This is a genomic window from Bradyrhizobium monzae (assembly GCF_021458635.1).
Taxonomy (GTDB): Bacteria; Pseudomonadota; Alphaproteobacteria; order Rhizobiales; family Xanthobacteraceae; genus Bradyrhizobium.
The window spans coordinates 180500-206400 of the sequence record NZ_JAIRDQ010000010.1 but is presented as its reverse complement, the minus strand read 5'-3'; the positions used below and the strand labels follow the sequence as shown (position 1 = coordinate 206400).

General features: G+C 64.3%; 27 protein-coding genes. 17 read left to right on the top strand and 10 right to left on the bottom strand.

All coding sequences use genetic code 11. The features are described from left to right. Positions 1–40 precede the first annotated feature (40 nt). From K3F49_RS30305 to K3F49_RS30280, 6 genes are all read left to right on the top strand, one after another. On the top strand, positions 41–1831 hold the full coding sequence (locus K3F49_RS30305) for a peptide ABC transporter substrate-binding protein (protein WP_234684558.1): 1791 nt from the start codon (positions 41–43) through the stop codon (positions 1829–1831). A 29-nt stretch (positions 1832–1860) separates the two neighbouring features. After that, positions 1861–2820 carry an ABC transporter permease gene (locus K3F49_RS30300; RefSeq protein WP_234684557.1) on the top strand — a complete coding sequence of 320 codons (960 nt, stop codon included), beginning with the start codon at positions 1861–1863 and terminating at the stop codon, positions 2818–2820. Continuing rightward, entirely contained in the window at positions 2786–3703 is a 918-nt protein-coding gene (locus K3F49_RS30295) for an ABC transporter permease (RefSeq protein ID WP_234684556.1), read from the top strand. The genes K3F49_RS30300 and K3F49_RS30295 overlap by 35 nt, the downstream gene beginning before the upstream one ends. Then, positions 3703–4698 carry an ABC transporter ATP-binding protein gene (locus K3F49_RS30290; protein ID WP_234684555.1) on the top strand — a complete coding sequence of 332 codons (996 nt, stop codon included), beginning with the start codon at positions 3703–3705 and terminating at the stop codon, positions 4696–4698. Before K3F49_RS30295 ends, K3F49_RS30290 begins: the two co-directional genes overlap by 1 nt. Continuing rightward, positions 4695–5663, top strand: a complete 969-nt coding sequence (locus tag K3F49_RS30285; RefSeq protein ID WP_234684554.1) for an ABC transporter ATP-binding protein — start codon at positions 4695–4697, stop codon at positions 5661–5663. The genes K3F49_RS30290 and K3F49_RS30285 overlap by 4 nt, the downstream gene beginning before the upstream one ends. A 64-nt stretch (positions 5664–5727) precedes the next feature. Next, the gene (locus tag K3F49_RS30280) at positions 5728–6978 is read left to right on the top strand and encodes an MFS transporter (RefSeq protein ID WP_234684553.1); all 1251 of its coding nucleotides are present in this window, start codon (positions 5728–5730) and stop codon (positions 6976–6978) included. Positions 6979–6990: 12 nt separating this feature from the next. Here the strand turns inward: K3F49_RS30280 and K3F49_RS30275 are convergent, their stop codons facing one another. Continuing rightward, entirely contained in the window at positions 6991–7614 is a 624-nt protein-coding gene (locus K3F49_RS30275; RefSeq protein ID WP_234684552.1) for an HAD family hydrolase, read from the bottom strand. A 77-nt stretch (positions 7615–7691) separates the two neighbouring features. Beyond that, positions 7692–7913, bottom strand: coding sequence for a dodecin (locus tag K3F49_RS30270; protein WP_234684551.1), 222 nt, complete (start codon positions 7911–7913; stop codon positions 7692–7694). A 149-nt stretch (positions 7914–8062) separates the two neighbouring features. On the opposite strand from K3F49_RS30270, the gene K3F49_RS30265 reads away from it, so the two are divergent. Then, positions 8063–8944 (top strand): DMT family transporter, encoded by an 882-nt coding sequence (locus tag K3F49_RS30265; RefSeq protein ID WP_234684550.1) that lies wholly within the window; start codon positions 8063–8065, stop codon positions 8942–8944. Between the two features lie 18 nt (positions 8945–8962). Here K3F49_RS30265 and K3F49_RS30260 read toward each other — a convergent pair whose 3' ends face one another. From K3F49_RS30260 to K3F49_RS30235, 6 genes are all read right to left on the bottom strand, one after another. Continuing rightward, the gene (locus K3F49_RS30260) at positions 8963–10213 is read right to left on the bottom strand and encodes a glycosyltransferase family 87 protein (protein ID WP_234684549.1); all 1251 of its coding nucleotides are present in this window, start codon (positions 10211–10213) and stop codon (positions 8963–8965) included. Positions 10214–10462: 249 nt separating this feature from the next. Then, positions 10463–11020, bottom strand: a complete 558-nt coding sequence (locus K3F49_RS30255; protein ID WP_234684548.1) for an HNH endonuclease — start codon at positions 11018–11020, stop codon at positions 10463–10465. Positions 11021–11226: 206 nt separating this feature from the next. Further along, a complete protein-coding gene (locus tag K3F49_RS30250; RefSeq protein WP_234684547.1) occupies positions 11227–12204 on the bottom strand; it encodes a peptidyl-alpha-hydroxyglycine alpha-amidating lyase family protein in 978 nt (325 codons plus the stop codon). Between the two features lie 13 nt (positions 12205–12217). Beyond that, positions 12218–14011, bottom strand: coding sequence for a flavin-containing monooxygenase (locus tag K3F49_RS30245; protein WP_234684546.1), 1794 nt, complete (start codon positions 14009–14011; stop codon positions 12218–12220). Between the two features lie 78 nt (positions 14012–14089). After that, entirely contained in the window at positions 14090–15175 is a 1086-nt protein-coding gene (locus K3F49_RS30240; protein ID WP_234684545.1) for a DUF2855 family protein, read from the bottom strand. Next, on the bottom strand, positions 15172–15912 hold the full coding sequence (locus K3F49_RS30235) for a DNA-3-methyladenine glycosylase family protein (protein WP_234684544.1): 741 nt from the start codon (positions 15910–15912) through the stop codon (positions 15172–15174). The genes K3F49_RS30240 and K3F49_RS30235 overlap by 4 nt, the downstream gene beginning before the upstream one ends. A gap of 146 nt (positions 15913–16058) precedes the next feature. Between K3F49_RS30235 and gluQRS the strand changes: the two genes are divergently transcribed. Further along, positions 16059–16931 (top strand): tRNA glutamyl-Q(34) synthetase GluQRS, encoded by an 873-nt coding sequence (gene gluQRS, locus K3F49_RS30230; RefSeq protein ID WP_234684543.1) that lies wholly within the window; start codon positions 16059–16061, stop codon positions 16929–16931. A gap of 106 nt (positions 16932–17037) precedes the next feature. Next, positions 17038–18309: an ATP-binding protein gene (locus K3F49_RS30225; protein WP_234684542.1), complete on the top strand. Its 1272-nt coding sequence runs from the start codon at positions 17038–17040 to the stop codon at positions 18307–18309. Here the strand turns inward: K3F49_RS30225 and K3F49_RS30220 are convergent. Further along, positions 18236–19129, bottom strand: coding sequence for a YihY/virulence factor BrkB family protein (locus K3F49_RS30220; protein ID WP_234684541.1), 894 nt, complete (start codon positions 19127–19129; stop codon positions 18236–18238). The two genes, K3F49_RS30225 and K3F49_RS30220, sit on opposite strands and share 74 nt — an antisense overlap. A 164-nt stretch (positions 19130–19293) precedes the next feature. Here K3F49_RS30220 and K3F49_RS30215 point away from each other — a divergent pair, with 164 nt between their 5' ends. From K3F49_RS30215 to K3F49_RS30190, 6 genes are all read left to right on the top strand, one after another. Next, a complete protein-coding gene (locus K3F49_RS30215) occupies positions 19294–19488 on the top strand; it encodes a twin transmembrane helix small protein (RefSeq protein ID WP_234684540.1) in 195 nt (64 codons plus the stop codon). Position 19489: 1 nt separating this feature from the next. Next, a complete protein-coding gene (locus K3F49_RS30210) occupies positions 19490–20062 on the top strand; it encodes a cob(I)yrinic acid a,c-diamide adenosyltransferase (protein WP_234684539.1) in 573 nt (190 codons plus the stop codon). A 138-nt stretch (positions 20063–20200) separates the two neighbouring features. Beyond that, positions 20201–20950 carry an electron transfer flavoprotein subunit beta/FixA family protein gene (locus K3F49_RS30205; RefSeq protein WP_234684538.1) on the top strand — a complete coding sequence of 250 codons (750 nt, stop codon included), beginning with the start codon at positions 20201–20203 and terminating at the stop codon, positions 20948–20950. Continuing rightward, positions 20950–21900: an electron transfer flavoprotein subunit alpha/FixB family protein gene (locus tag K3F49_RS30200; RefSeq protein WP_234684537.1), complete on the top strand. Its 951-nt coding sequence runs from the start codon at positions 20950–20952 to the stop codon at positions 21898–21900. The genes K3F49_RS30205 and K3F49_RS30200 overlap by 1 nt, the downstream gene beginning before the upstream one ends. Positions 21901–22092: 192 nt before the next feature. Then, positions 22093–22974, top strand: coding sequence for a 3-hydroxybutyryl-CoA dehydrogenase (locus K3F49_RS30195; RefSeq protein ID WP_234684536.1), 882 nt, complete (start codon positions 22093–22095; stop codon positions 22972–22974). A gap of 176 nt (positions 22975–23150) precedes the next feature. Beyond that, positions 23151–23345 carry a hypothetical protein gene (locus K3F49_RS30190; RefSeq protein WP_234684535.1) on the top strand — a complete coding sequence of 65 codons (195 nt, stop codon included), beginning with the start codon at positions 23151–23153 and terminating at the stop codon, positions 23343–23345. On the opposite strand, the gene tlpA is transcribed toward K3F49_RS30190, so the two are convergent. After that, a complete protein-coding gene (gene tlpA, locus K3F49_RS30185; RefSeq protein ID WP_234684534.1) occupies positions 23342–24007 on the bottom strand; it encodes a thiol:disulfide interchange protein TlpA in 666 nt (221 codons plus the stop codon). The two genes, K3F49_RS30190 and tlpA, sit on opposite strands and share 4 nt — an antisense overlap. 101 nt (positions 24008–24108) lie before the next feature. On the opposite strand from tlpA, the gene argH reads away from it, so the two are divergent. Continuing rightward, the gene (gene argH, locus K3F49_RS30180) at positions 24109–25506 is read left to right on the top strand and encodes an argininosuccinate lyase (protein ID WP_234684533.1); all 1398 of its coding nucleotides are present in this window, start codon (positions 24109–24111) and stop codon (positions 25504–25506) included. 93 nt (positions 25507–25599) lie between these two features. Further along, positions 25600–25890, top strand: a complete 291-nt coding sequence (lptM, locus tag K3F49_RS30175; protein WP_234684532.1) for an LPS translocon maturation chaperone LptM — start codon at positions 25600–25602, stop codon at positions 25888–25890. The last annotated feature ends 11 nt before the right edge of the window (positions 25891–25901 follow it).

The following is a 25901-nucleotide window of genomic DNA, read 5'->3' as shown; positions in this document are numbered from 1 at the left end:
GGCCGCCTGCATCCATACGGGAACCAGACGGGGGACAACCATGCTGGACAAAGAACTGCGTTCGATGATCGGTGACGTGAAGGACGGGCGGATGGATCGCCGCGCCTTCATTCGGCGCCTGGCCGCCGTCGGTCTCACCGCCCCCATGGCCAACCAGATCCTCGCCATCGGCGGCGTCGCCATGGCCCAGAGCCCGTCGCCCTATCCGCCGACAAAACGCGGTGGCGGCGGCCCGCTCAAGCTGCTGTGGTGGCAGGGACCGACCTTGCTCAATCCGCATTTCGCGACCGGCACCAAGGATCAGGACGGTTCGCGTCTCTTCTATGAGCCGCTCGCAAGCTGGGACGTCGACGGCCATCTCAATCCGATCCTCGCCGCCGAAATTCCGTCGATCAAGAATGGCGGCCTGTCCGCCGACGCGAAGACCGTGATCTGGAAGCTCAAGCCCGGCGTCAAATGGCACGACGGCAAGCCCCTCACCGCCGACGACCTCGTGTTCAACTGGGAATATGCCAGTGACCCTGCCACGGCAGCGGTTTCGAGCGGTCCTTATAGCGACCTCACCGTCGAGAAGATCGACGACCTCAGCGTCCGCATCACCTTCAAGAACCCGACTCCGTTCTGGGCCAACGCCTTCGTCGGCGCCTATGGCTGCATCATCCCGAAGCATCTGTTCGCCGAGTACAAGGGCGCGAAATCGCGCGAGGCGCCGAACAATCTGAAGCCGGTCGGTACCGGCCCCTACAAATTCGTCGAGTTCAAGCCGGGCGATCTGGTGCGCGGCGAGATCAATCCCGACTACCACATGGCCAACCGGCCGTTCTTCGACAGCGTTGAAATGAAGGGCGGTGGTGACGCGGTCTCGGCGGCACGCGCCGTGATCCAGACCGGCGAATATGATTTCGCCTGGAACATGCAGGTGGAGGACGAGGTCCTGCTGCGCCTGGAAAAGGGCGGCAAGGGCAAGACCCTCTACGCCGTCGGCGGCGACATCGAGTTCATCGCCATCAACTTCACAGATCCCAACACCGAGGTCGACGGCGAGCGTTCGTCGTTGAAGACCAAGCATCCGTCCCTGTCGGACCCGGCAGTGCGCCAGGCGCTCGCGCTGCTGGTCGATCGCGACTCCATCAAGAAGGCGATCTACGGCCGCGCCGGCCGCGCCACCGCGAACTATCTCAATGGTCCCGATGACTTCGTGTCCAAGAACACCAAATGGGAGTTCAGTGTCGACAAGGCGATCGCGCTGCTCGAGAAGGCCGGATGGAAGGCCGGTGCCGACGGCATTCGCGAGAAGGACGGCAAGAAGCTGAAGTTCGTCTACCAGACCTCGATCAACGGTCCGCGCCAGAAGACCCAGGCGATCGTCAAGCAGGCCTGCCAGAAGGCGGGCATCGACGTCGAGCTGAAATCGGTCGTGGCCTCGGTGTTCTTCTCCTCCGACGTCGCCAACCCCGATACCTATTCAAAGTTCTACGCCGACATCGAGATGTTCCAGATCCCGATGACGCAGCCCGATCCGGCCCTCCATATGCGCCGCTACCATTCGCGCAACGTGGCTACCAAGGAGAACAAGTGGCAGGGCCAGAACTTCCCGCGCTGGATCAACAAGGAATTCGACGCGGCAATCGACGCCGCCGACATCGAGATCGATCCGGTCAAGCGCGCGGCGCTCTACATCAAGTGCAATGACTTGATGTGGCAGGACACCGTCGTCATTCCCGTGATGCACCGTCTCGCGGTGGAGGCTGCCAGCAACACGCTTCGGCCGGCGCTGTCGGGCTGGGCCAACCAGACTGACAATCTGCAGGACTGGTACCGAGAGGGCTGAGCACGGGCGTCTAGGCGGATTATTCGCTCATGAGTCAGTACGTCCTGCGCCGTCTGATGATCGCGATTCCGAGCTTGCTCGGAATCTCGCTCGTCCTGTTCGTCGTCCTGGCGCTCGCGCCGGGCGACCCCTTCAGCGAGCTTGCGACCAATCCGAACGTGCCGCCCGAAGTGCAAGCTGCGCTTCGGGCCAGGTTCGGTCTCGACGATCCGATCTACCTTCGCTATCTGCATTGGCTCAACGCCATGCTGCACGGCGACTGGGGTTTTTCCTTTGTCAGCCGGATGAACGTCGACACGCTCATCCTGCAGCGCCTGCCGGCCACGCTCTACGTGATCGGCTCGGCGCAGATCCTGGCGTTGCTGATCGCGATTCCCGTCGGCGTCTACGCGGCGACAAAGCCCTATTCGCTGTTCGACCAGATCGCGAATACGCTCGCCTTTGTCGGCTTCTCGCTGCCGACCTTCTTCACCGGCATTCTGTTCATCCTGATCTTCTCGGTCACGCTGGACTGGCTGCCGTTTGTCTACACCACGGACATCAAGGCCACGGGCATCCATTATGTACTCGAGATGGTCCGGCAGGCGATCATGCCGGTGGCGGTGCTCGGGCTGTTCCAGGCGGCGTCGATGACGCGCTTCGTGCGCTCGGCGATGCTCGACGTGATCCGGCTCGACTACGTCACCACGGCGCGCGCCAAGGGCCTCGGGCAGGCCAAGGTCATCGTCAAGCATGTGATGCGCAACGCCATGATTCCGGTCGTCACGCTGATCGCGCTGCAGATGCCTGCGGTGTTTGGTGGCGCCATCGTCACCGAGCAGATATTTCGCATTCCAGGCATTGGCTCGCTGCTGATCACTTCGATTCTTTCCAATGACACCCCGGTCGTGATGGCCGTGACCTTCGTGTTCGCCTGTCTGGTGGTGCTCTTCAATCTCATCGCGGATGTGCTGTATGGCTGGCTTGACCCTCGCATCTCCCTCCGCTGAACGGGGCGCCTACTCGCCTTGGCGCGAGACGTGGCGGCGCTTCAGCCGCCACAAGCTTGCCGTCGTCAGTGCGTTCCTGCTTCTCATCCTGATTCTTGCGGTGGTGGTCGGTCCCTTCATCTGGCGTGTCTCGATCAACGACATCGATATCGTGGCGGGCATGCAAGGGCCTTCGCTCGCGCATCCCTTCGGTACCGACGATCTCGGTCAGGACATCCTGGCGCGCATGATCTATGGCGGGCGTATCTCGCTTGCGGTCGGATTGGCCGCGATGCTGGTCTCGGTGTTCATCGGCACGCTGGTCGGCGCACTTGCGGGCATGTCACGCGGCGCGCTGGGGCACGGATTGATGTGGCTCACCGACCTCTTTCTGTCGTTGCCGCAACTGCCGCTGCTGCTGCTGCTGATCTATCTGTTCCGTGACGGGTTGAAGCAGGTGTTCGGCCCCGAGGGCGGCATCTTCATCCTGATCGTCCTCGTCATCGGCGGCTTGCGCTGGATGCCGGTCGCACGGCTCGTGCGCGCGCAGTTCCTCTCGATCCGCGAGAAGGAGTTCGTCGAGGCCGCGCGTGCGCTCGGTGCCAGTCCGGTGCGGCAGGTGGTGAAGCACATCCTGCCCAATGCGCTCGGTCCGGTGATCATCGCCGGCACCATCGATGTTGCCGCCGCGATCATCGCGGAATCGACGCTGTCCTTCCTCGGCCTCGGCTTTCCGCCGGATACCCCGACGTGGGGCCGGCTGCTGTACGATGCCAAGGACTTTCTCGACATCGGCCCGCACTGGGCCTTGTTCCCGGGCGGCGCGATCTTCATCGCGGTGGTCGCCATCAACTTCATCGGCGACGGTTTGCGTGACGCGCTCGATGCGCGACGGGTGATCTGATGGCGCCGCTGCTCGAGATCAAAGGTCTCAAGACCCACTTCTCCACCGACGACGGCATTCTGCAGGCCGTCGACGGCGTCGACATTACCATCAACAAGGGCGAGACACTCTGCGTCGTCGGCGAGTCCGGCTGCGGCAAGACCGTCACCGCGATGTCGATCCTGAAACTGATCGCGATGCCACCGGGCCGCATCGCAGCCGGCGAGATCATCTTCGAGGGCCGCGATCTGGTGCCGCTGTCGAGCAACCAGCTCGACGAGATCCGCGCCAAGGAGATCGGCTTCATCTTCCAGGAGCCGATGACCTCGCTCAATCCGGTGCTGACGGTCGGCGAGCAGATCGCGGAGAGCCTGCGCCGGCATGAGAACGTCACCAGAAAACAGGCGCTCGAGCGCACTATCGAGATGCTGAAGCTGGTCCAGATCCCCAACGCCGAGGGCCGGGTCCACAATTATCCGCACCAATTCTCCGGCGGCATGCGCCAGCGCGTGATGATCGCAATGGCGCTGGCCTGCAAGCCCAAGCTCATCATCGCCGACGAGCCGACCACCGCGCTCGACGTCACCATCCAGGCGCAGATCCTCGATCTGCTCCAGGACATGAAGGAACGCTTCGGCATGGCGGTGATGCTGATTACCCATGCCATGGGCGTCGTCGCCGAGACGGCGCAGCGTGTCGTCGTGATGTATGCCGGCAAGGTGGTGGAGGAAGCCGATGTCGACGCTCTCTTCGCCGATCCGCGTCATCCCTATACGCAGGGCCTGATCCGCTCGATCCCGCGTATCGATCTTGACAGCGAGCACAAGACGCGGCTCGAGGCGATCGGCGGCTCGGTGCCGATCCTGATCAATCCGCCGGTCGGCTGCCGTTTTGCTCCTCGCTGCCGTCATGCCATGGACGTCTGCACCGAGAGAGAGCCGCTGCTGCGCGAGATCGCGCCCGGTCATCGCATGGCTTGCCATCTCGGAGATACGCAATTGGGAGGCGCGGCATGAGCGAAACTCTGCTCCGCGTCAGCGGCCTGAAGAAATATTTCCCCGTGCTCGGCGGCCTGTTGTCGCGCCAGGTCGGCACCGTGTATGCGGTCGACGGCGTGTCGTTCTCGGTCAATCGCGGCGAGACGCTCGGTCTCGTCGGTGAATCCGGTTGCGGCAAGTCGACGACCGGGCGCTGCGTGCTGCGCCTGATCGAGCCGACCGACGGCGAAGTCGTGTTCGACGGCCAGGACGTCGGCAAGCTCGGCGGCAACGATTTGCGCGCGATGCGGCGGAATATGCAGCTGGTGTTCCAGGATCCGTTCGCCTCGCTCAATCCACGCATGACCGTCGGCTCCATCCTCGGCGAAGCCCTCATCATTCATAAGCTTGGGTCAACGGCCAAGGAGCGTGAGGATCGCGTCGCAAGCCTGCTCGTGAAGGTCGGCCTCAAGGCCGAGCACATGCGTCGCTACCCGCATGAATTCTCCGGCGGCCAGCGTCAGCGCATCGTGATCGCGCGTGCGCTCGCGGTCGAGCCGAAGCTGATCGTCTGCGACGAGCCGGTGTCCGCGCTCGACGTCTCGATCCAGGCGCAGGTCATCAACCTCCTGGAAGATCTCCAGGCCGAGTTGAACCTCACTTATCTCTTTGTCGCGCACGACCTCTCGGTGGTCGAGCACATTTCCGACCGCGTCGCGGTGATGTATCTCGGTCGCATCGTCGAGCTGGCGAAGGCGAGTGACCTCTATCGCAATCCGCAGCATCCCTACACCAAGGCGTTGCTCTCCGCCGTGCCGGTGCCGGATCCCAAGCTCAAGCGCAGCCGCATCCGCCTCAAGGGCGACGTGCCGAGCCCGATGAAGCCGCCGTCAGGCTGTCATTTCCACACCCGTTGTCCGATCGCCCAGCCGCGTTGCGCGGAAAGTGCGCCGGAACTGAAGGAAGGCGCAGGGGGGCATTTCGTGGCGTGCCATCTGGCCTGAGTTGCGCGGTGCATAGGTCCCTGGAGGCCTTGATCCCAAGGGACCGGCTGGCGTAGGGGGACGCATGAGCCAGGTACAGGATGTGACTCTCGGTGCGGTTGATATGGACCGTGCAACGGATCGCGATGCGGAAGCGCGCCGGGCGCTGTGGGGATCGGCGCTCGGCTACGCCATGGATGGGTTCGACCTTCTCATCCTCGGCTTCATGCTGACGGCGATTTCGAAAGACCTTCATCTCACGCAGCCGCAGGCAGCCTCGCTGGTGACGGGAACGCTGGTCGGTGCGGTCGTTGGCGGTTTGGTCTTCGGCATGCTGTCGGACCGGCTTGGCCGGGTGCGGGTGCTGACCTGGAGCATCGTCCTGTTCGCGGTTTTCACCGGCCTGTGCGCACTGGCGCAAGGCTATTGGGACCTGTTGGCCTACCGGGCCATCGCCGGCATTGGTCTCGGCGGCGAATTCGGCATCGGAATGGCGCTGGTGGCCGAGACTTGGCCTGCGACCAAGCGCGCGCGGGCTACGTCCTATGTCGGGCTCGGCTGGCAGTTCGGCGTGCTCACGGCGGCGCTGGTGACGCCGGTGCTGTTGCCGATCATCGGCTGGCGCGGGATGTTTGCGCTCGGCGTGTTTCCGGCGGTGGTCGCTTACGTGATCCGGCGCAAGCTGCACGAGCCGGACGTCTTCATCGCGCACAAGGCGAATACGGCGAATACCGGCTCGTCGCTGCGCGCGCTCGTGGCCGATGCGGAGACGACCCGGATCGGCATCGGAATGATCATTCTCTGCTCGGTGCAGAATTTCGGCTATTACGGCATCATGATCTGGCTGCCGAACTATCTCTCGACGCGGTTCGGCTATGGCCTGACGCAATCGGCGCTCTGGACGGCCGTCACCATCGCGGGCATGGCGCTCGGCATCTTCGTGTTTGGTCATGCGGCTGATCGTTTCGGCCGCCGTGCGGCGTTTCTGACCTACATGCTGGGCGCAGCCGTGATGGTGGTGGTCTATTCGCAGCTGACCACCGCCGGTGCGCTGCTGATCGGCGGAGCGGTGATGGGCTTCTTCGTCAATGGCATGCTCGGCGGCTACGGCGCGCTGATGAGCGAGCTTTATCCGACCGCGGCGCGCGCCACTGCGCAGAACGTGTTCTTCAACATCGGTCGGGCGGTTGCCGGCTTCGGTCCGCTGGTCGTCGGCGTCGTCAGCGCCGCTTACGGCTTCCCGACCGCAATCGCAGGCCTCGCGCTGCTTTACCTGATCGATATCGTGGCGTTGCTCGTGCTCATCCCGGAGCGACGCGGTGTCGAGCTGATCTGACGTCGAATTCGCTCACCGTCCGCGCAGCAGGCCGTAACCTGAAAGGGCTTGCCTGAACGCTTCTACGGACGTGTGGTGATGCGCAAGGAGACCGGCCTGCCGTGCGCCGGCAACATTCGCCGCGAGGTCGTCGACAAAGAGGACGGTCTCGGGTCTGGCCTTGAGCTCTGAAACGCAGAGGCGATAGCAGAGTGGGTCGGGCTTCGCCGTCCTGAACTGGGCCGAGGTGTAGATCCTGGCGCCGAACAACGGACGCAATTCAGGCAGCAGCCGGTCGATGTGATCGGAGACCAGCGTGGTGTTATTGGTCAGGATCGCAATATCGACCGATCCGCGAAGATGGCCGACAATCTCCAGCATCGCGAGGTCGGCCGTCATCGAAAGTCGCCGCGCCTCGACCCATTCATCCAGGGACAGGGGATAGCCGATGCGTTCGCCAAATCCGCGCAAATAATCCTGCGCATCGACAGCGCCGGAGTCGCCGAGAAATTCGAACCCGGACTCCCAGATCGCTTGGTAGACGAACTCACTGCTGGTCCCTGCAAGTTCCGCCAGGCGTGCGACCCGCTTTCCCCTGGCGTAGTCGCAGAGAACGTTGTCGACGTCGAAGAGGACGAGCTTGATATCATCGGTCACGGCAGCACCCTAGGTCCGGTCAGGGCGCCCGGCCACGACTGAGTGATATCCAAAGCGCTGCCGGGCGCAAGCCCGGCTCATGCATCCAGCGTGAACCCGACGCGCAGGGTCACCTGGTAGTGACGCACGGCTCCGCTCTCGATGTGGCCGCGCGTCTGCACCACCTCGAACCATTTCATCTCGCGCACGGTCTTGGACGCGCGGCTGATCGCGTTTTTGATCGCGTCCTCGATCGAGGTCTCGGACGATCCGACCAATTCAAGGATCTTGTAGACATGATCCTTCTCGGCTGCGGGCATGGTGAGCCTCCGTCGGTTGCGCTGCGGCGTCAGCCGCCGCGGCGTCTTGGATCTGAACGGGCGCGGGCCTTTCCGGTTCCGTCGCCCGCCATGGCCCGCATGCGCCAATCGCTGTGGAGCGGGCATGATCGGCCTGCTAAGCGCTGGTCATGGATTCGGCGCGGCGCGACAGGACGATCGGTTTCCTTTGCCTTGGTGTGACGGCGATCGGCTGGGCGCTGAACTGGCCGTTGATGAAGCTGTTGCTCCAGCAATGGCCGCCGCTGTTCGCCCGTGGCCTCGCCGGCGTCTGTGCCTCGCTCATCCTCGCCACTCTGGCGCTTGCCCGGAAGGAGCAGCTTGCCGTTCCGCGCGAGGCGATCCCGCGGCTGCTGTTCGCGACGTTGACGAATGTCTTTGCCTGGATGGGGCTTGGCACGGTCGCGATGAAATATGTCAGCGTGGGGGAGGGCGCCTTGCTCGCCTACACCATGCCGATCTGGGCCATGCTGTTCGCCTGGCCGGTGCTACATACGCCGCCAACTGTCCGGGACATTTTCGGGCTCGTCCTCGGCGTCGCCGGGGTGGCGCTGCTGCTGAGCGGCAACGGCCTTGCGTTCGGCACCGAGAAGCTGCTCGGCATTGGACTGGCGCTGCTATGTGCCATCCTGTTCGCGCTCGGCAATGTGCTCAACCGCAAGCCGCTGCCGATGCCCCCGCTGGTCGTCGTCGCCTGGCAGGTCGGGCTCGGCTGCGCCACCATGCTGGTCCTCGGCATTCTCTTCGAACATCCTGATATCACCGCGATCACCCCGCTGGGGCTCGGCTGCTTCGTCTATATGACGTTGGTGCCGATGGGCGTCTGCTACGTCACCTGGTTCGAGACGCTGCGCCGCCTGCCGCCGATCTCGGCTTCAACGGGGATGCTGGTCGTTCCCGTGATCGGCGTGGTCTCCGCCGGGATCATTCTGGGCGAACCGCTGGGGCTGCGCGAATGGACGGCGATGGTGCTCACGCTCGGTGGCGTGACGCTGGCCTTGCAGCGCACGTAATCGCTTTGGTGCCCGGAGCTATGCAGGCTCGCCATGCAGGCGGATGGCGGCAGGCTTGGCGTCGCGCAGCAGGCACCTCAACAGCATCGCGAGCACCGCCATCAGGGCGAAGCCGCCAACGGCAGGAGCCACGTGATTTTGCAGGTCACCCGCGGTGACGTTTTCGGCGGAGAACCAGGCTGATTGCAGCAGCCCATAGGCGTTGGCCAGCAGGAGCAGGGCGTAGATCGCGCCGCGTTCGCGCGAGCTCGCCAGGCTGGCAAGGCCCGGAAGCAGCAGTGCAAGCCCGATCCCCACGATCGGCAGGTCATAGTCGTAGGCGTAGGGGCTGATCATCACGGAGACGACCGCGACGATGCCGAGCGCGAAGCGGGGAGACGGTCCGCGAGCGACTGCGAGTACGACTGCGACCAGCGCGAGACCTGCCATTGCCATCTGTCCCCAGAACGCCCCAGCGGCGGGGAGGCCGGCCTGGTACAGGGCCGCATAGGCCGAGATCATCCGAGACAGCTGATAGCGGCCCTCCTCCAGAAAGCCTGCGGCTTCCCGGATGCTGCCGAGCCACGCGCCCCAGATGTGCGGACCGAAGGCGAGCGTGCAGACCAGCGAGCTCGCGACCACCACGACCGCGGCGGTCAGCACCGCCGGCCAGCGACGCGTCGACAGCATGTAGATGCCGGCCGCTATGGCCAGATGGGGCTTAATGACCATCAGGCCGAGCGCAACGCCGGCAAGCACCGGGCGTCGTTCCGCGTTGATGCAGACCAGGCCGATCAGCGCGCCGGTCAACAGGCCGTTCTGGCCGATAGCGATCGTGATCGCGATGGCCGGGAAAAACACCACGAGCACGAGTGCGAAGTTGTTTCCGGCGATGGCGCGGAGTGTCATCAGATAGGCCGCCAGCGTGATCGCCGTGAAGAGAAAATAGGCGGCCCAGCCCGGAAGGAACGCGAGAGGCGCAAGCAGCAGGTCGAATTGCGGCGGGTAAGTCCAAGACATGACGCCGACCGCACCGCCGGCCGCCGCGAGCTGCATCTTCGTGAACGACGTGAACTGGTAGGTCAGGTCGAGATCCCCGAGCCAGATCCGTTGCGCGACGATATGGAAGGCGGCGAAGTCGGGTGTCTGGCTGCCGTACCAGAGGCCGCCTTCGAAGAACCGGAAGGCCTTGAAGGCGAGTATGGCTGCGAGGAGCGAGAGGATGACGCAGACATAGATCGTCCGCTTCCGTGGCGAGGCCTGGATCTGCTCCAATGTTGCGGTGAGCATGGATGACGACCTTACGACGAGACGGCGCAGCTGCGCTTTGCAGCTCAGATTGCCGAGCGAGCCTTAAGGGACGGTAACAAACGGGAGCGGATTCGGGCTTTGAGCGCAATTTGCAATCCGAATCCGCCGCTCGCCATCGTTAACGACGGGCTGGCACGAACGGTCGGATCCGATAGCCCGGGAAATCGCCGACCAGAGTCGCGCGGAGCCGCCCTTCCAGTATGGCCGCATCGATCTGGCTGTTGCCCCCTACGGATCCAGCTCCGTATCCCAGTAGAGATAGTCCAGCCAGCTCTCGTGCAGATAATTCGGCGGGAATAGGCGGCCGTTGCGGTGGAGCTGGTGCACGGTCGGGGCGAACGCGTGCTGGCGCGGAAACATCTTGGCCTGCACCGGGGTGAGATTGCCCTTGCGCAGGTTGCAGGGCGAGCATGCCGCGACCACGTTCTCCCAGGTGGTCTGGCCGCCTTTGCTGCGCGGGATGATGTGGTCGAAGGTGAGGTCTTCGGGCGAGCCGCAATACTGGCAATTGAAGCGGTCGCGCAGGAAGACGTTGAACCGGGTGAAGGCGGGGTGCGTGGTCGGCTTGACGAAGGATTTGAGCGAAACCACGCTCGGCAGCTGCATTTGCAGCGTGGGACTGTGAACCGCCTGATCGTAATGCGCTACGATATTGACGCGATCGAGAAACACCGCCTTGATCGCGTCCTGCCACGACCACAAAGACAGTGGGTAGTAACTCAGCGGCCGGAAGTCCGCGTTGAGGACCAGCACCGGCCAACTGCCTTGCGAGACATGTGCGTTCAAGTAACGCTCCTGGCCTCCAATATACGCTGCGAAGCAGCATGTATTGACATACTACATGCAGCGTGACGGGATTGTGAAGCCCGTTGAGCGACTTATTCAGGCGCAAGCAATAAGGCGGCGGGGTGGCGAACGCTCAAAAACGCCGCGATTTTGGGGAGGGGGTCGGGAAACGTCTTGACCAGCGCGTCGTGCGCTTGCCCCGGCAGCTATTCCCGTACCCGCTCCAGCTTCTGCAGGCACCGCGTGCCGCGCACCAAGGCCGGCATCTCCTCGTCCGGAAAGCTCGTCTTCCAGTCTGTGACGCCGACTTCGCCGACATAGATGTCGCCCTTCGAATCCAGTGCGATGCCGTGTGGTGCCAGAAACTTTCCGCTGGCGACACCCGGGCCTTCCTCGCCGCCGAGCCGCGCGATGCGCTTTCCCGTGGCGTCGACGATCGACAGTCGCGGGCCGAGATTGGGCACCTTGCGGTTGACGGCCATGCCCGGGCCGAGCTCGCCGATGACGAAGGTCGGGCTCTTGCCCCCGCCGCAACAGCACAGCGCACAGGGGCGGTGCAGATTGTTCCACTGCGTCTCGTATCTACCTTCGCCGTTGAACACCTGCACACGATGGTTCTCGCGGTCGGCGACGTAGACCCAGCCGTCGGCATCGGTGGCGATGTTGTGCACGATGTTGAACTGGCCGGGATCGGTACCAGGCTCGCCCCAGCTTTTGATAAGTTTGCCGTCCGGTGTGTATTTGTGAACGCGCGCATTGCCATAGCCGTCGGAGACGTAGATCTCGCCCTTCGGAGACAGCGCGGTGTGGGTGCAGCGGTGGAAGGGCTCACCGCTCATGAACGGCGAAGGCTTTGCAGGAATGCCGATCGTCAGCAGCACCTTGCCGTCGGTGGTGCATTTGCGCACGGTGTGGTCGCCGTCATCGGTGCAATAGAGATTGTCGTCGGCGTCGATGTGCAGGCCGTGAGCGCGGGAGAACTGGCCTTCGCCAAAACTGCGCAGGAAATTGCCCTCGCGATCGAGCACCACCATCGGATGGGCGCCGCGGTTGAAGACGTAGACGCGGTCCTTGCTGTCGACCGCCACCGAGGCGACGTCGGTGAGTTGCCAGCCGTCGGGAAGCTTTGCGAAATTGTCGACGACGCGGTAGCGGTGCTCGCCGGTGCCGAGAATGGCTGGCATGTGTGGTCCCTCTTCAGTTACCTCTGTCGTGCTGGTATGCAGTCGGGTTCCGTGGCAAAATCCCTTCCTCGACCGCCTTGATCTGCAGCGCGAGAAATTTCGAGTTGATCCGGCACTGCGCGAGGCTGCCAGCGATGAACCACAGGCCGGGCTGCCCCGTGCGCGCATACATGTTGCGCAGCTCAAAACCGTCGCCAAAGCCCCAGACCGGGCCGACGCGGTCGGCGACGCCGTCACCGAACAGCTTTCGCACGAGGTATTCCTGCGGCTTGTAGCCCGTCGACAGCACGATGAGATCGGCGGCGATGGTCGTGCCGTCCTCCATCTGGGCGCCGTGGGCCGTGAAGCTGTCGATGTCCTCGAACTGCTTCAGCTTGATCGCGCCTTCGACGATCAGGTTGGAGCAGCCGACGTTGAAATAATAGCCGCCGCCACGCGTCAGGTATTTGAATTGCCAGCCGGTGCCGGCCTCGCCGAAGTCGAGCTTGAAGCCGACGCGGCGGAGGCCGTCGAGCAGCTCCTTGTCGAGTTCCTTCGACTGCTCGGTCAGCATCACATGCGTTTTCTTGGCGAGCGGCGTCGGCATCGAGGTCGCGATCAGATCGTTGTCCTCGAGGGTACCTTCATTGTAGGTCGCATAAGCGAGCTGCGCCGACGGCTCGATATTGGTGACCAGTGTCGGCGAACGCTGCACCAGCGTCACCGCGGCGCCGCTCGAATGAAGATCCTGCGCGATGTCGTGACCGCTGTTGCCGGTGCCGATGACGATGGCGCGCTTGCCTTGCCAGTTCTCGCCGTCCTCGTAGCGGCTGGAATGCAGCAGCGTGCCGTTGAAACGATCGAGCGTCGGAATATCAGGCACATGGGCAATTCCGCTGACGCCGGTCCCCATCACCACATGACGCGGATGCATGGTGCGCTTGCTGCCGTCGGCGCGGCGCAGCGTCACCGTCCAGTGTCCCCTGGCCTCGTCATAGGCGCCGCCTTCGAATTCGGTGCCGGTCCAGAAATTGAGCTCCATTGCGTCGACGTAAGCTTCGAACCAGTTCGCGAGCTTGTCCTTGGGAATGTAGGTCGGCCAGCTCGGCGGGAACGGCATGTAGGGCAGGTGGTTGACCTGCACCTGGTTGTGCAGGGTGAGCGCGTGATAGCGCTTGCGCCAATTGTCGCCGATCCGCGCCTCGCGATCGACGATCAGCGTATCGATCTGCAACTGCTTCAGCCGTGCCGCGATCGCAAGCCCGGCCTGGCCGCCGCCGACCACCAGCACGGCGGGATCGCGGTCGGCATAGTCGCGCGAGGCGTTGCGCAGGTCGAGCCAGTTCGGCCCACGGAAATCGCGTGAATAGGCCTGACCGCGCGGACGCGAGGTGCCGAGCTGTTCCTCGAAGCCCTTGAGTTCGTCGAGCGCAGTGAGCAGCGTCCACGCTTTCAGACGGTCGCCGTCGGCGGCATCGGGCACGAGGCGCACGATGCCGCTGCCGTGGCCGACTGCGGTCTCGAAATTGAAGATCGCCTCGATATTGTTGGTGCCGGTCCGCGTCACCCAGCGCGGCGCTGCACGGTTCGGCGCAATCTTGAAATTGCTTGGTGTCGCCTTGGGCGCGATCACGGTTAGCGCCGGCGAGATTGCATCGCGGCCCGCAAGGGTCTGCAGGTTCCAGCTCAACGCCAGCACATCGCGCCAAAAACTGTCGGCGAGAAAGAGCCGCTCGAGTGCTGCGCCATCAGGTTTGCCAAGCGCACGCTCGAATTCATCGAGCCAGGCTTGCGCGGAGACGGCGATATCTTTCGTGCGATCCAACATGCGCAACCTCGTGGCCGTCTTCGCGGTGCTTCCTCTGAGGTCGAACGCTATACTGGATCAGGCTACGTCAAAAGCGCTTTACCCGAGCAACGAGAGCATGTGGCCCTGCTCAGGCGGAATGCGCCCTTTCAGCGTGTCGAGATAGACCCGCTGCACCGCCTCGGGCCCGCGGCTCTCGACGACGCTCAGGCATCGCTCCAGCATCGGTGCGAAACCGGACCACGCCGCGCCAAAGCGCTGCTCGATGCCGCCGGGGCCCCAATCCTTCGCCCGCTTGCGGATGTGGTCGGGTGCGAAGAACCAGCGCGGTTTTGCGCCGGGCAATTCGCCTTCGTCGGGCTCGGTGGCGCGATGCGTCAAACCGACGCGCACGGAGCATTTCATCTGGTCGCGGAAATATCGGTGCAACTCGGTTCGCAGCGCGCTGCTGCCGGCCATGTCGACGAAGGCGACCGGTACATCGGTCGGTAGTGCACTGACGCGATCATAGGTAACGACCTCGTCATAGCAAGGAAGCGAGCCGACGAAGCCGGCGTTGCCGGCCGAAGTCAGCCCGATCACCTTGCGGCCGCGGCTGTGCAGGAGATGAGCAAGCCCGAACGCGGTCTTGCTGGAGGCGCTGGAGAGCAGCACGCTGCTCGCGCCAAAGTCGTCGTTCTCGGCGAGGAAGTCGTCGACAAGGAACGACAGCATGAACAGCGGCCGCAGCAGCGCCTGAAGGTCGCCCTGATGTCCCGCAAAGCCGGGGTCGTCGGTAACGCGGGAATAGAGATTGTAAACGGGCGAGACCTGCTTGCGATGCTCGGCGCCGTCACGAAGAGCGCGCTTGCTGACGTCGGCGGCCTCGATGACGAGATGTGTCGCCATCGGGAAATAGCCGAACAGCCGCTCACCGACCGCGACGCCGGGATGTTTCGAGGCGATCACCTCGCCAAAGCCCCACACCGGGATGTTGCCAAAGCCCTGCGGCGCCGGAAAGATCTGCCAGTATTTCAGCTCGTCGCCCATCACGGCATAGGTGATGTTGTTGGCAGTGAACGCGAAGCGCTCGACTTTCACCAGAACGGCATCGGCGGGGAACGTGGTTGCATCCGGAATGGCGGTCTCGATCAGCTTGCACTGTCCGAGATCGTTGCGCGCAACGATGAAGTCGGTCGATGTCATGACGAAGGTCCCGGCTTTTTCCGTGCCGGCATCTTCTCTTTCACCCGTGAGGCCTTTGCAACAGCAACATTGTTTGAAACAACGTTTGCTTCGCCAGCGATGACGCCCTCGCGCTTCTTCACCGCGCGGTAATAGCTCCACCACAGATGCGCGGCAGCACCACGCAACGGACGCCAGGGTTCGGCGATCGGCGCCATCTGCTTTTCCGTCGGCCGTGCCGAAAGGCCGAGGCCAACCTTGATCCCCTCCTGCACGGCGATATCGCCGGCCGGCCAGGCATCGCCGTGACCGAGGCAGAACAGCAGATAGACATCGGCTGTCCACGGCCCGATGCCCGGCAGCGCAATCAGCGTGTGGTGCGCAGCCTCGGCATCCTCCTCCGCGAGCACGTCGAGGTTCAGCCGCTGCGCGGTGAGCTCGCGCGCGAGATGTTTCAGCGTCTTGATCTTGGCCGCGGACAGGCCGAGCCGCCCCAGCCGATCGGTGCGGGCGCGGCGCACGGCCTCATGGTCGAACGGATCGAAGGCGGAGGACAGCCGTCCCCAGATCGCCGCCGCGCTCGCGGTCGAGAGCTGCTGTCCGCAGACGATATGGGCAAGCCCCGCAAACCCCGGCTCCCGCCGCCGCAAGGCCGGCATGCCTGCGATTTCGAGGACGGGCTTGAGGCGCGGATCGCGCTTGATCAGCGTATGGACGGCTTCGTCGAGGTCGGACTGGGTTTCGAGGTGGATGGTCATTATGGCTCAACTCGTTATGTGCGGCTTGACCCGCGCATCCATCTCCTATCGTAACAGAGTCCTGGAAGATGGATGCGCGGGTTATAGGCTGGCGGAAGCGACGCCGTCCTTGACGGCTATGCCCGGCCATGACGAGATCTTGCCAAATGCCGCCACCCGTTTTCCGATTTGCGCCCAGCCCGAACGGCCACTTGCATCTCGGCCACGCCTATTCGGCGCTGCTCAATTTCGATCGCGCGCGCGAAACCGGTGGGCGGCTGTTGCTGCGGATCGAAGACATCGACGCGACGCGGTGCCGGCTGGAGTTCGAGACGGCGATTGAGGAGGATCTCGCCTGGCTGGGGATCACCTGGGAGACGCCAGTGCGGCGGCAGTCGGAGCATCTTGCCGAATATCGCGACGCCCTGGGCAAGCTCGTCGCGCTCGGCCTCGTCTATCCCGCCTTCGAAAGCCGCGCCGAGATTGCCAGGCTCGTGGCTGCGCGTGAGGTCGACGGACCATGGCCGCGCGATCCTGACGGCGCGCCGCTCTATCCCGGCGACGCGAAAGCGCTGGCGGCCGGCGAGCGGTCGCGTCTGATCGAGACCGGCGCGCCTTACGCGTTGCGGCTCGACATGGCGGCCGCCTGCCAGCGCGCCGCCGGCCTGACCTGGAACGAATTGGGCGAGGGCCCCGATGGCAAGCGCGGCATGGTCGCCGCGCGGCCCGAGGCGTGGGGCGACGTGATTCTGGCTCGCAAGGAGACGCCGACCAGCTACCATCTGTCCGTGGTGGTCGACGACGCGCTCCAGGGTGTGAGCGAGATCGTGCGCGGCCAGGACCTGTTTCACGCCACCTCGGTCCACCGCCTGCTCCAGGCCTTGCTTGGCCTGCCGGAGCCCGCCTACCGCCACCACCCCCTGATTCGCGACGCCGACGGGCGGAAGCTGTCGAAATCGGACCGCTCGACCGGCTTGCGGGAGTTACGCGCGGCAGGCCACTCGACCGCCGGTATCCGCATGTCCGTGGGATTAGGCTAAGTTTCTCTGGGGGTTAGCAAAACGTCGCCGTGACTCCGGGGGTTCCGCCGTGCGATGCTTGGCCGATAGCCCGGGGGGTTCGAAGAGGATACTTCGAAGGGGATTTATGGCGGCGAAAACGCGCGCAGCGCGCACCACGCGAAAGTCCAGGCCACCGCCTCGGAAGCGGTCCGGGGCGGCCGGGAGGTTGCGCAAGCGTAGCACGGGGGCTGTCGCGCCTGACGTGATCCAGGCCGCGCTTGCAGCCTTTGCCCACGAGGTCCGCACCCCCCTGACCGGCATTCTCGCGATCAGCGACCTGCTGTCGACCTCCGATCTCGGCGAGCGGGAGCGACGCTGGGCCGACACCATCAAGGCTGGCGCCGAGCATCTGGCGAACCTTGCCACGCTATTCGTCGATGCCGCCAAGACCGGCAAGGGCGCGGGCGGCAGCACCTTGCGGCAGGATCTGTTCGATCTGCGGGCACTCGCCCGCAGCACCGGCGATTCGCTTGCTGGCCGCGCCGCCGCCAAGGGGCTCCAGGCCGAGGTCGAGATCTCCGATAAGCTGGCGGGCCTCGTGGTTGGCGATTCTGTCCGCTTGCGCGCCGCGCTCGAGAACCTGATCGACAATGCCGTGAAATTCACCGACCAGGGCGGCGTCGCGATATCGGCGACGCCCTGGCGTCCCGCCAAGGGCAGCGGCAAGGGCAGAGCGAAAGACAAGCGCCGGGTCGGCGTCGCCTTCGCGGTGTCCGACAGCGGCATCGGCCTGACCATGGCCGAAATCAAGCGGCTGTTCCGCCCGTTCACCCAGGCCAATGTCACCATCGCCTCGCGCTTCGGCGGCGCCGGGCTCGGTCTGTCCTCGGTGAAGCAGCTGGCGCGCGCGATGGGCGGCGACATCACGGTGGCGCCCCGGCGCGGCGGTGGCGCCACCTTCACGCTGACGGTGTCGCTCGATGCGGCGGAGCCGGCGAAGTCGCGTAAGCCTGGCAGCGGTGCGGCGGATCCGCTGGCGGCGCTGCGCGTGCTCAGCGTCGAAGACAATCCGTTTGGCCGTGTCGTGCTCAACACCATTTTGACCGAGCTCGGCCATCATGCCGAGTTCATCGGGCGCGGCGAGGACGCGGTAAACCGGCTCGCGCAGGGCGGCTTCGATGCAGTGCTGATGGACATGGTGTTGCCGGGCATCGACGGTGTCGAGGCGATCCGGCGGATCCGCACGATGCAGGCGCCGCTGGCTCAGATCCCGATCATCGGCGTGTCCGGGCGCGGCGAGGACGAGGCGGCGTCGCGCGCGGCCGGTGCCGACGCCTTCCTGGTCAAGCCTGTGTCCCCGCGGGCTTTAGCGACTGCGCTGCTTGAAGCGAAACGCCGTGAGGAAGTCGCGACTTGATGATCGCGGCGTTGAGCTCGCCGCCGAAGACGAAGATCGCGGCGATGAAATACAGAAACACCAGCGCGATGATCACCGAGGCGAGCCCCGCATACATCGTCACGTAATTGTTGGCGAAGCGCGCCAGGTACTGGCCGAACACGATGCCCGAGATCAGCGAGGCCACGATGGTGAAGACGATGCCGGGCAGAATCTGGAAAAAGCTGCGTCGCCCCGCCGGCAGCCAGGCATGCAGGATGAGCAGCGCCACCACCAGCGCGCCGATGGTGATGCCGTAGCGCAGCCAGGTCAGGATGCTCTCGTTGGATTCGACGAACAGAGGAATGTGGCGCCGCGCCGCCTCGATGAAGAGCGGGCCGAGCACGATCAGGAACGCCATGGCGAGCGCGGTGAAGGCCGCGACCAGCGTGTAGCCGATCGATTCCAGCCGCAGCCAGTACCAGCGCCGCATCTCCACCACCGCATAGGCGCGGTTCAGCGCGACCCGCAACGCTTCGACGCCGTTCGAGGCGAAATAGACCGACAGCACCGCGCCGATCGTCAGCACGCCGGTGCGGGTTGTGGTCAGCACGTCGTGAATCTCGCCGGAGAGGGAATCCGCCACTTGCTTCGGCCAGACCTGGAGCATCAGCCCGGCCGCCTGGTCGGCGAGCTCCTTGGAGCCGAAGAAGCCGGCCAGCGACGTCAGCACGATCAGGAACGGGAACAGCGCCATCAGCGTCGACAGCGCGATGTGGCTCGCGATCGCCCAGCCGTCGTCGGCGAGGAACGTGTAAAAGGCGTCCTCGACGACGACATAGACGTATCGGATTGCCTTCACAGCCCGCCCCGCAGCGCTCCCTCTCCCCGCACGCGGGGACAGGCGAAGAAGGCAGGCAATGCGCGCAAATCGGAAATCATCGGGCCAGCTTCTGATATTATTGGCCTAAAAGCCAGATTGGGAACGCCATGGCGGAGCGCCGCACACGGTGTTATCACCCCCAAATGGCATCTATCCTGAGTACTTTCATCCTGCCGGTGGCAGCCGGCGCCGTGGCGATCGTGCTGCTGCTCGGTCTCGTCAACATGATGCGTGGCGGCTCGCCCAACACCTCGCAGAAGCTGATGCGCTGGCGCGTGCTGCTTCAGTTTATCGCGATCGTCATTGCCATGATCGCGGTCTGGGCGATGGGGCGTTAACATGGTCGTGCTCAACCGCATCTATACGAAGACCGGTGACGACGGCACGACGGCGCTCGGAACCGGCGAGCGCCGTCCGAAATATGATCTGCGCATCGCGGCCTATGGCACGGTCGACGAAACCAATGCCGCGATCGGCGTGGTGCGCCTTCACACCAGGGATGCGCCGGAGCTCGATGCGATGCTCGGCCGCATCCAGAACGATCTGTTCGATCTCGGTGCCGATCTCGCGGTGCCCGAACGAGAAGGCAAAGCGGAGCGCTTGCGGGTGGTTGCCAGCCAGGTCGAGCGGCTCGAGCGCGATATCGACGCGCTCAACGACAAGCTCGCACCACTCACGTCCTTCGTGCTGCCGGGCGGTACGCCGGCCGCCGCCTACCTCCATGTCGCCCGCACGATTTGCCGCCGGGCGGAACGTGTCATGGTGGAACTGGCGGCTCAGCCAAGAGAGCCGGTCGGCGCAGCTGGCATCCAATATATGAACCGCCTGTCGGATTTCCTGTTCGTGGCCAGCCGCGCGGCTAACTATAATGGCGCCGGCGACGTGCTTTGGGTTCCGGGCCAGAATCGCTGACCCCAAGATTACTGCCCATTGAGCAGCCCATTTCTAAGGTCTAAAATTTGGCCCTGTCGCGCGTTGACCGGGCCGGATCAGGCCTTTAGGTTCCGCGCCAGTTGAATACCCCCTCCCAAATTGAGTGAAAGAGGATCGATGAAGGTCTTAGTGCCGGTAAAGCGGGTGGTCGATTACAACGTCAAGGTCCGCGTCAAGGGCGATGGATCGGGCGTTGAACTCGCCAACGTCAAGATGTCGATGAACCCCTTCGACGAAATCGCGGTCGAGGAAGCGCTGCGCCTGAAGGAAGCCGGCAAGGCGACCGAAGTCGTGGTGGTCTCCATCGGACCGGCGCAGGCGTCGGAGACGATCCGCACTGGTCTCGCCATGGGCGCCGATCGCGGCATCCTGGTGAAGGCCGAGGGCACCGTCGAGCCGCTCGCCGTCGCCAAGATCCTGAAGAAGGTTGCTGAAGAAGAGCAGCCCGGCCTGATCATTCTCGGCAAGCAGGCGATCGACGACGACAGCAATCAGACCGGCCAGATGCTGGCCGCGCTGCTCGGCTGGTCGCAGGCGACCTTCGCCTCGAAGCTCGAGGTCGAAGGTTCTGACTTCAAGGTCACCCGCGAGGTCGACGGCGGTCTGCAGACCGTGAAGCTCAAGGGACCGGCGATCGTCACCACCGATCTGCGTCTCAACGAGCCGCGCTATGCCTCGCTGCCCAACATCATGAAGGCCAAGAAGAAGCCGATCGCGGACAAGACCGTCGCCGATTACGGCGTCGACGTCACCGCGCGCCTCGAAGTTCTGAAGACGGCTGAGCCCGCGGGCCGCAAGGCCGGCGTCAAGGTCAAGGACGTCGCCGAGCTGGTGTCGAAGCTCAAGAACGAAGCCGGGGTGCTCTAATGACGACGCTGTTGATTGCTGAACACGAACACGAGGTCCTCAAGGACTCCACCAACAAGGCGCTGACCGCGGCGTCCCAGCTCGGCGGCGACGTTCATGTGCTGGTCGCCGGTGGCGGACAGGGCACCAAGGCTGCGGCCGACGCGGCCGCGAAGCTCGCCGGTGTTGCCAAGGTGCTGGTCGCCGAAGGCGAGCCCTACGCGCACGATCTCGCCGAGCCTCTGGCCGCGCTGGTCGTCTCGCTGGCGCCGTCCTATGACGCGATCGTCGCGCCCGCGACCTCGCGCTTCAAGAACGTGATGCCGCGCGTCGCAGCGCTGCTCGACGTCATGCAGGTCTCGGAGATCATCAAGGTCGTCGCCCCCGACACCTATGAGCGTCCGATCTATGCCGGCAACGCCATCCAGACGGTGAAGTCGAAGGACGCCAAGAAGGTCATCACGGTCCGTACCTCGACCTTCGCGGCGGCCGCTGCCGGCGGCAGCGCGCCGGTCGAGAGCGTCGCAGCGGCTGCCGATCCGGGCCTGTCGTCCTTCGTCGGCGAGGAAGTCGCCAAGAGCGACCGTCCCGAGCTGACCTCGGCCAAGATCATCGTCTCCGGTGGTCGCGCCATGCAGAGCCGCGAGAACTTCGCAAAATACATCGAGCCGCTTGCCGACAAGCTCGGCGCCGGTGTCGGTGCCTCGCGCGCGGCGGTCGACGCCGGCTATGCGCCGAACGACTGGCAGGTCGGCCAGACCGGCAAGGTCGTGGCCCCCGAGCTCTATGTCGCCGTGGGCATTTCCGGCGCGATCCAGCATCTGGCCGGCATGAAGGACTCCAAGGTGATCGTCGCGATCAACAAGGACGAGGACGCGCCGATCTTCCAGGTTGCGGACTACGGCCTGGTCGCCGACCTCTACCAGGCGGTTCCGGAGCTGACCGCCGAACTCGGCAAGCTCGGCAAGTAAAACGCGTTAAAAACACCGGCCGGAGGTATAAACTCCGGCCGGTGTTGCTTTTTCGAGGCGTTTTCTTTGGCGTGGGGCACGCCTTAGAAGCGATCCAATCTAGGTTTCGAGCCAAGGTTCTGATTAAATCAGATTTCCCGGCTCGGGGGATTAGGCTGGCGCGACATGCGCGCCGTTCCGGTGGATGACATTATGGCGGCAGTGATCAAGAAGGTCGGCGTGATCGGCGCGGGTCAGATGGGCAACGGCATCGCGCATGTCGCGGCGCTGGCTGGCTTCGACGTGGTGCTCAACGACGTCTCGGCCGACCGCCTCAAGTCCGGTATGGCCACCATCAACGGCAATCTGGCGCGACAGGTCTCCAAGCAGGCCGTCAGCGAGGATGACAAGGTCAAGGCGATCGGGCGGATCAAGCTCGCCGAGAAGCTCGACGACCTCGCCGACTGCGATCTCGTGATCGAGACGGCGGTCGAGAAGGAAGAGGTCAAGCGCAAGATCTTCCACGATCTCTGCGCGGTGCTGAAGCCGGAAGCGATCGTCGCCTCCGATACGTCGTCGATCTCGATCACGCGGCTTGCCGCGGCCACCGACCGGCCCGAGCGCTTCATCGGCATTCACTTCATGAATCCGGTGCCGCTGATGGAGCTGGTGGAGCTGATCCGCGGCATCGCCACCGACGATTCCACCTTCGAGGCCTCCAAGGAATTCGTCGGCAAGCTCGGCAAGCAGGTCGCCGTCTCCGAGGATTTTCCGGCCTTCATCGTCAACCGCATCCTGCTGCCGATGATCAACGAGGCGATCTACACGCTGTACGAAGGCGTCGGTAACGTCGAGGCGATCGACGCGGCGATGAAGCTCGGCGCCCACCATCCGATGGGGCCGCTGGAACTCGCCGATTTCATCGGCCTCGATACCTGTCTGTCGATCATGCAGGTGCTGCATGAGGGCCTGGCCGACTCCAAGTACCGGCCGTGCCCGTTGCTGGTGAAATACGTCGAGGCCGGCTGGCTCGGCCGCAAGACCCAGCGCGGCTTCTACGACTACCGCGGCGCCAAGCCGGTTCCGACTAGGTAAGCTGGCCTCGGTGCCGAAGGGTGGGCAAAGGCGCAAAGCGCCGTGCCCGCAGCCTCTCCATTCATGCGAGGGAATTGGTGGGCAAGGTTCGCTTTGCCTACGGCATCCGCTTCGTGACAATTCATGTCGCGTTAATCCACTCCGCCTAGGCTGCCTCCGGTACGAGGATTTGCGTAATGGACACGATGGCGATGGTCAGCACCATGCTGGCCTCTCAGCAAGGCGCGCTGCAGTCGAACATTTCGGCGACGCTGATGAAGCAGAACGCGGACGCGGAGAAATCCGCCGTCCTGACGTTGCTGGGCGCCGGTCAGCCCTCGCTCGCCAATATCGGCGCAGGCGTCGGCGGCAACCTCAATATCACCGCCTAAAGCGACGCAGCCGCCGATCCCAGCGCGGCCCGGATCAGCTTGAGCGCGTCGTCGCTCGCCCATTCGGCCGGTCCCGCGATCGTCGCGATTTCGCAGCCCTGCGGGTCGACCAGCACCGAGGTCGGCATGCCCAAGGCCCGTCCTATCGACTTAAGATCCTGGAAAACCTTGGCTTTCTGATCGGTGAAATAGCCGAGCCTGGTCAAATTGGCGTCTTTCAGGAAGTTTTTCGGCTTCTCGGGGTCGCGGGTGTCGATATTGATCGCGACCACCTCGAAATTCGGGCCTGAAAGCTTGGTCTGGAGCTGGTCCAGCGCCGGCATCTCTTTTCGACATGGCACGCACCAGGTGGCCCAGAGGTTGACCAGCAGGGTCTTGCCACGGAAATCCGAGAGCTTCCTCGGTTTGCCGTCCGCATCCTCGAAGGCCAGGTCGGGCAGCTTCAGGGGGGCGCCCGCCATGGTCAGCGCCGCCACCTCGCCGTGGGCGAGCGGGGCGATCTTTTGGGCCGTGGCCACCGCCGCCCGGCAAGCCGGATCGCCTGATGGGGTCCGGCTCAGGCCGAGCCCGTACAGCGCGGCGAAGCCGGCCAGCCCGCCGACCACCACGGTGGCGATGACGATGGGGATCCGGCGCGTGGCGGAGGGCTTCTGGTCGAGCATATCGTTTGTCATCCGGTCGCAGATATGGCTATCAGAGGCCTCTTAATACGGCTGGCCACCACCAGCAAACATGCGGCAAAGCAAGGCGTGAGCAGGGGATCATGAGCAACAAGATGTGGGGCGGCCGGTTCTCGGAACGTCCCGATGAGATCATGGAAGAGATCAACGTCTCCATCGACGTCGATCGTCACCTCTTTGCCCAGGACATTGCCGCGTCCAAGGCCCACGCCGCGATGCTTGCCAGCCAGGGCATCATCACGGCCTCTGATGCGAAAAATATCGGCAAGGGTCTAGACACGATTTTGTCAGAGATCGGCAAGGGCGGCTTCGAATTCAAGCGCGCGCTCGAGGACATTCACATGAATGTCGAGAGCCGCCTGTCGGAACTGATCGGGCCCGCCGCCGGCCGCCTGCATACCGCGCGCTCGCGCAACGACCAGGTCGCGACCGACTTCCGCCTCTATGTCCGCGACATCGTCGACGCGACCGATGCGGCGCTCGCCGCGTTCCAGCAGGCGCTGGTGGAACGCGCGCTGGAGCATGCGGGCACCGTGATGCCCGGCTTCACGCATCTGCAGACCGCGCAGCCCGTCACGTTCGGTCACCATCTGCTTGCTTATGTCGAGATGGCCGCACGCGACCGCGGCCGTTTCCAGGATGCGCGCAAGCGGCTCAATGAATCCCCGCTGGGGGCGGCCGCGCTCGCCGGTACCTCGTTCCCGATCGACCGTCACGCGACCGCCAAGGCGCTGGCCTTCGACCGTCCGATGGCGAACTCGCTCGATGCGGTCTCCGACCGCGATTTCGTGCTGGAGACCTTGTCGGCCGCCTCGATCTGCGCCGTGCACATGTCGCGCTTCGCCGAAGAGATCGTGATCTGGACCTCGCCGCTGGTCGGCATGATCCGCCTCAGCGACAAGTTCACCACCGGCTCTTCGATCATGCCGCAGAAGCGCAATCCTGATGCCGCGGAGCTGGTGCGGGCCAAGACCGGCCGCGTCATCGGTGCGCTCAACGGCCTCCTGATCGTGATGAAGGGCCTGCCGCTCGCCTATCAAAAGGATATGCAGGAGGACAAGCAGGGCGCCATGGAAGGCTTTGCCGCGCTGTCGCTGGCGATCCGCGCCATGACCGGCATGGTGCGCGATCTCGTGCCTGACCAAGCCAGGATGAAGGCGGCTGCCGGCGAGGGCTATGCCACCGCGACCGATCTCGCCGACTGGCTTGTGCGGACGCTGAAGATGCCATTCCGCGAGGCCCATCACGTCACCGGCCGCATCGTGGCCAAGGCCGCCGAGGGCGGCGTGGCGCTGCACGAGCTGCCGCTTAAGGACATGCAGGCGATCGAGCCAAAGATCACAAAGGATGTGCTTGGCGTGCTCTCGGTCGAATCGTCGGTGAAGAGCCGCACCAGCTTCGGCGGCACCGCGCCGAAGAACGTGACGTCGCAGGCCAAGGCCTGGGCGAAGCGGCTGGAAAAAGAGCGAAAATTGGGCTGAAGGCAAAATTTCGCTTATGTTTCATGGTCATCCGGCTCTCGCCAGAGCGCGCCAATCTCTGTATGGTGCGCCCCGCGTAGTGGGGATTTCGTCGTGACGTCAAAGTTTCGCCCGGCCGGCTCGGGGTGGGCCATCATTGTCTTGAGCCTGAGCGCGCTTGCGCTCGCTGGCTGCGGCCGCAAGGGCCCGCTCGATCTGCCACCGACCGCTTCCAACGCGTCCACGGCCAACATCGCTGCGCCGACCGACACCGAGACCGAAGCCCAGAAGACGCCGAGCGTGTACAATCCGACCTATGGCGCGGATGCCCCACCGGCGGCGACCAAGGGTAAGAAGAAACCGTTTATCCTCGACCCGCTCCTGGACGAAAAGCCCAGCCGATAGGTTGGGGCAAC

What these genes read in the sequence shown, in the direction of transcription:
- K3F49_RS30305 (WP_234684558.1), top strand. Translation starts at nt 41, where the DNA reads ATGCTGGACAAAGAACTGCGTTCGATGATCGGTGACGTGAAGGACGGG.
- K3F49_RS30300 (WP_234684557.1), top strand. Translation starts at nt 1,861, where the DNA reads ATGAGTCAGTACGTCCTGCGCCGTCTGATGATCGCGATTCCGAGCTTG.
- K3F49_RS30295 (WP_234684556.1), top strand. Translation starts at nt 2,786, where the DNA reads ATGGCTGGCTTGACCCTCGCATCTCCCTCCGCTGAACGGGGCGCCTAC.
- K3F49_RS30290 (WP_234684555.1), top strand. Translation starts at nt 3,703, where the DNA reads ATGGCGCCGCTGCTCGAGATCAAAGGTCTCAAGACCCACTTCTCCACC.
- K3F49_RS30285 (WP_234684554.1), top strand. Translation starts at nt 4,695, where the DNA reads ATGAGCGAAACTCTGCTCCGCGTCAGCGGCCTGAAGAAATATTTCCCC.
- K3F49_RS30280 (WP_234684553.1), top strand. Translation starts at nt 5,728, where the DNA reads ATGAGCCAGGTACAGGATGTGACTCTCGGTGCGGTTGATATGGACCGT.
- K3F49_RS30270 (WP_234684551.1), bottom strand. Translation starts at nt 7,913, where the DNA reads ATGCCCGCAGCCGAGAAGGATCATGTCTACAAGATCCTTGAATTGGTC.
- K3F49_RS30265 (WP_234684550.1), top strand. Translation starts at nt 8,063, where the DNA reads ATGGATTCGGCGCGGCGCGACAGGACGATCGGTTTCCTTTGCCTTGGT.
- K3F49_RS30260 (WP_234684549.1), bottom strand. Translation starts at nt 10,213, where the DNA reads ATGCTCACCGCAACATTGGAGCAGATCCAGGCCTCGCCACGGAAGCGG.
- K3F49_RS30250 (WP_234684547.1), bottom strand. Translation starts at nt 12,204, where the DNA reads ATGCCAGCCATTCTCGGCACCGGCGAGCACCGCTACCGCGTCGTCGAC.
- K3F49_RS30245 (WP_234684546.1), bottom strand. Translation starts at nt 14,011, where the DNA reads ATGTTGGATCGCACGAAAGATATCGCCGTCTCCGCGCAAGCCTGGCTC.
- K3F49_RS30240 (WP_234684545.1), bottom strand. Translation starts at nt 15,175, where the DNA reads ATGACATCGACCGACTTCATCGTTGCGCGCAACGATCTCGGACAGTGC.
- K3F49_RS30235 (WP_234684544.1), bottom strand. Translation starts at nt 15,912, where the DNA reads ATGACCATCCACCTCGAAACCCAGTCCGACCTCGACGAAGCCGTCCAT.
- gluQRS (WP_234684543.1), top strand. Translation starts at nt 16,059, where the DNA reads ATGCCGCCACCCGTTTTCCGATTTGCGCCCAGCCCGAACGGCCACTTG.
- K3F49_RS30225 (WP_234684542.1), top strand. Translation starts at nt 17,038, where the DNA reads ATGGCGGCGAAAACGCGCGCAGCGCGCACCACGCGAAAGTCCAGGCCA.
- K3F49_RS30215 (WP_234684540.1), top strand. Translation starts at nt 19,294, where the DNA reads ATGGCATCTATCCTGAGTACTTTCATCCTGCCGGTGGCAGCCGGCGCC.
- K3F49_RS30210 (WP_234684539.1), top strand. Translation starts at nt 19,490, where the DNA reads ATGGTCGTGCTCAACCGCATCTATACGAAGACCGGTGACGACGGCACG.
- K3F49_RS30205 (WP_234684538.1), top strand. Translation starts at nt 20,201, where the DNA reads ATGAAGGTCTTAGTGCCGGTAAAGCGGGTGGTCGATTACAACGTCAAG.
- K3F49_RS30200 (WP_234684537.1), top strand. Translation starts at nt 20,950, where the DNA reads ATGACGACGCTGTTGATTGCTGAACACGAACACGAGGTCCTCAAGGAC.
- K3F49_RS30195 (WP_234684536.1), top strand. Translation starts at nt 22,093, where the DNA reads ATGGCGGCAGTGATCAAGAAGGTCGGCGTGATCGGCGCGGGTCAGATG.
- K3F49_RS30190 (WP_234684535.1), top strand. Translation starts at nt 23,151, where the DNA reads ATGGACACGATGGCGATGGTCAGCACCATGCTGGCCTCTCAGCAAGGC.
- tlpA (WP_234684534.1), bottom strand. Translation starts at nt 24,007, where the DNA reads ATGCTCGACCAGAAGCCCTCCGCCACGCGCCGGATCCCCATCGTCATC.
- argH (WP_234684533.1), top strand. Translation starts at nt 24,109, where the DNA reads ATGAGCAACAAGATGTGGGGCGGCCGGTTCTCGGAACGTCCCGATGAG.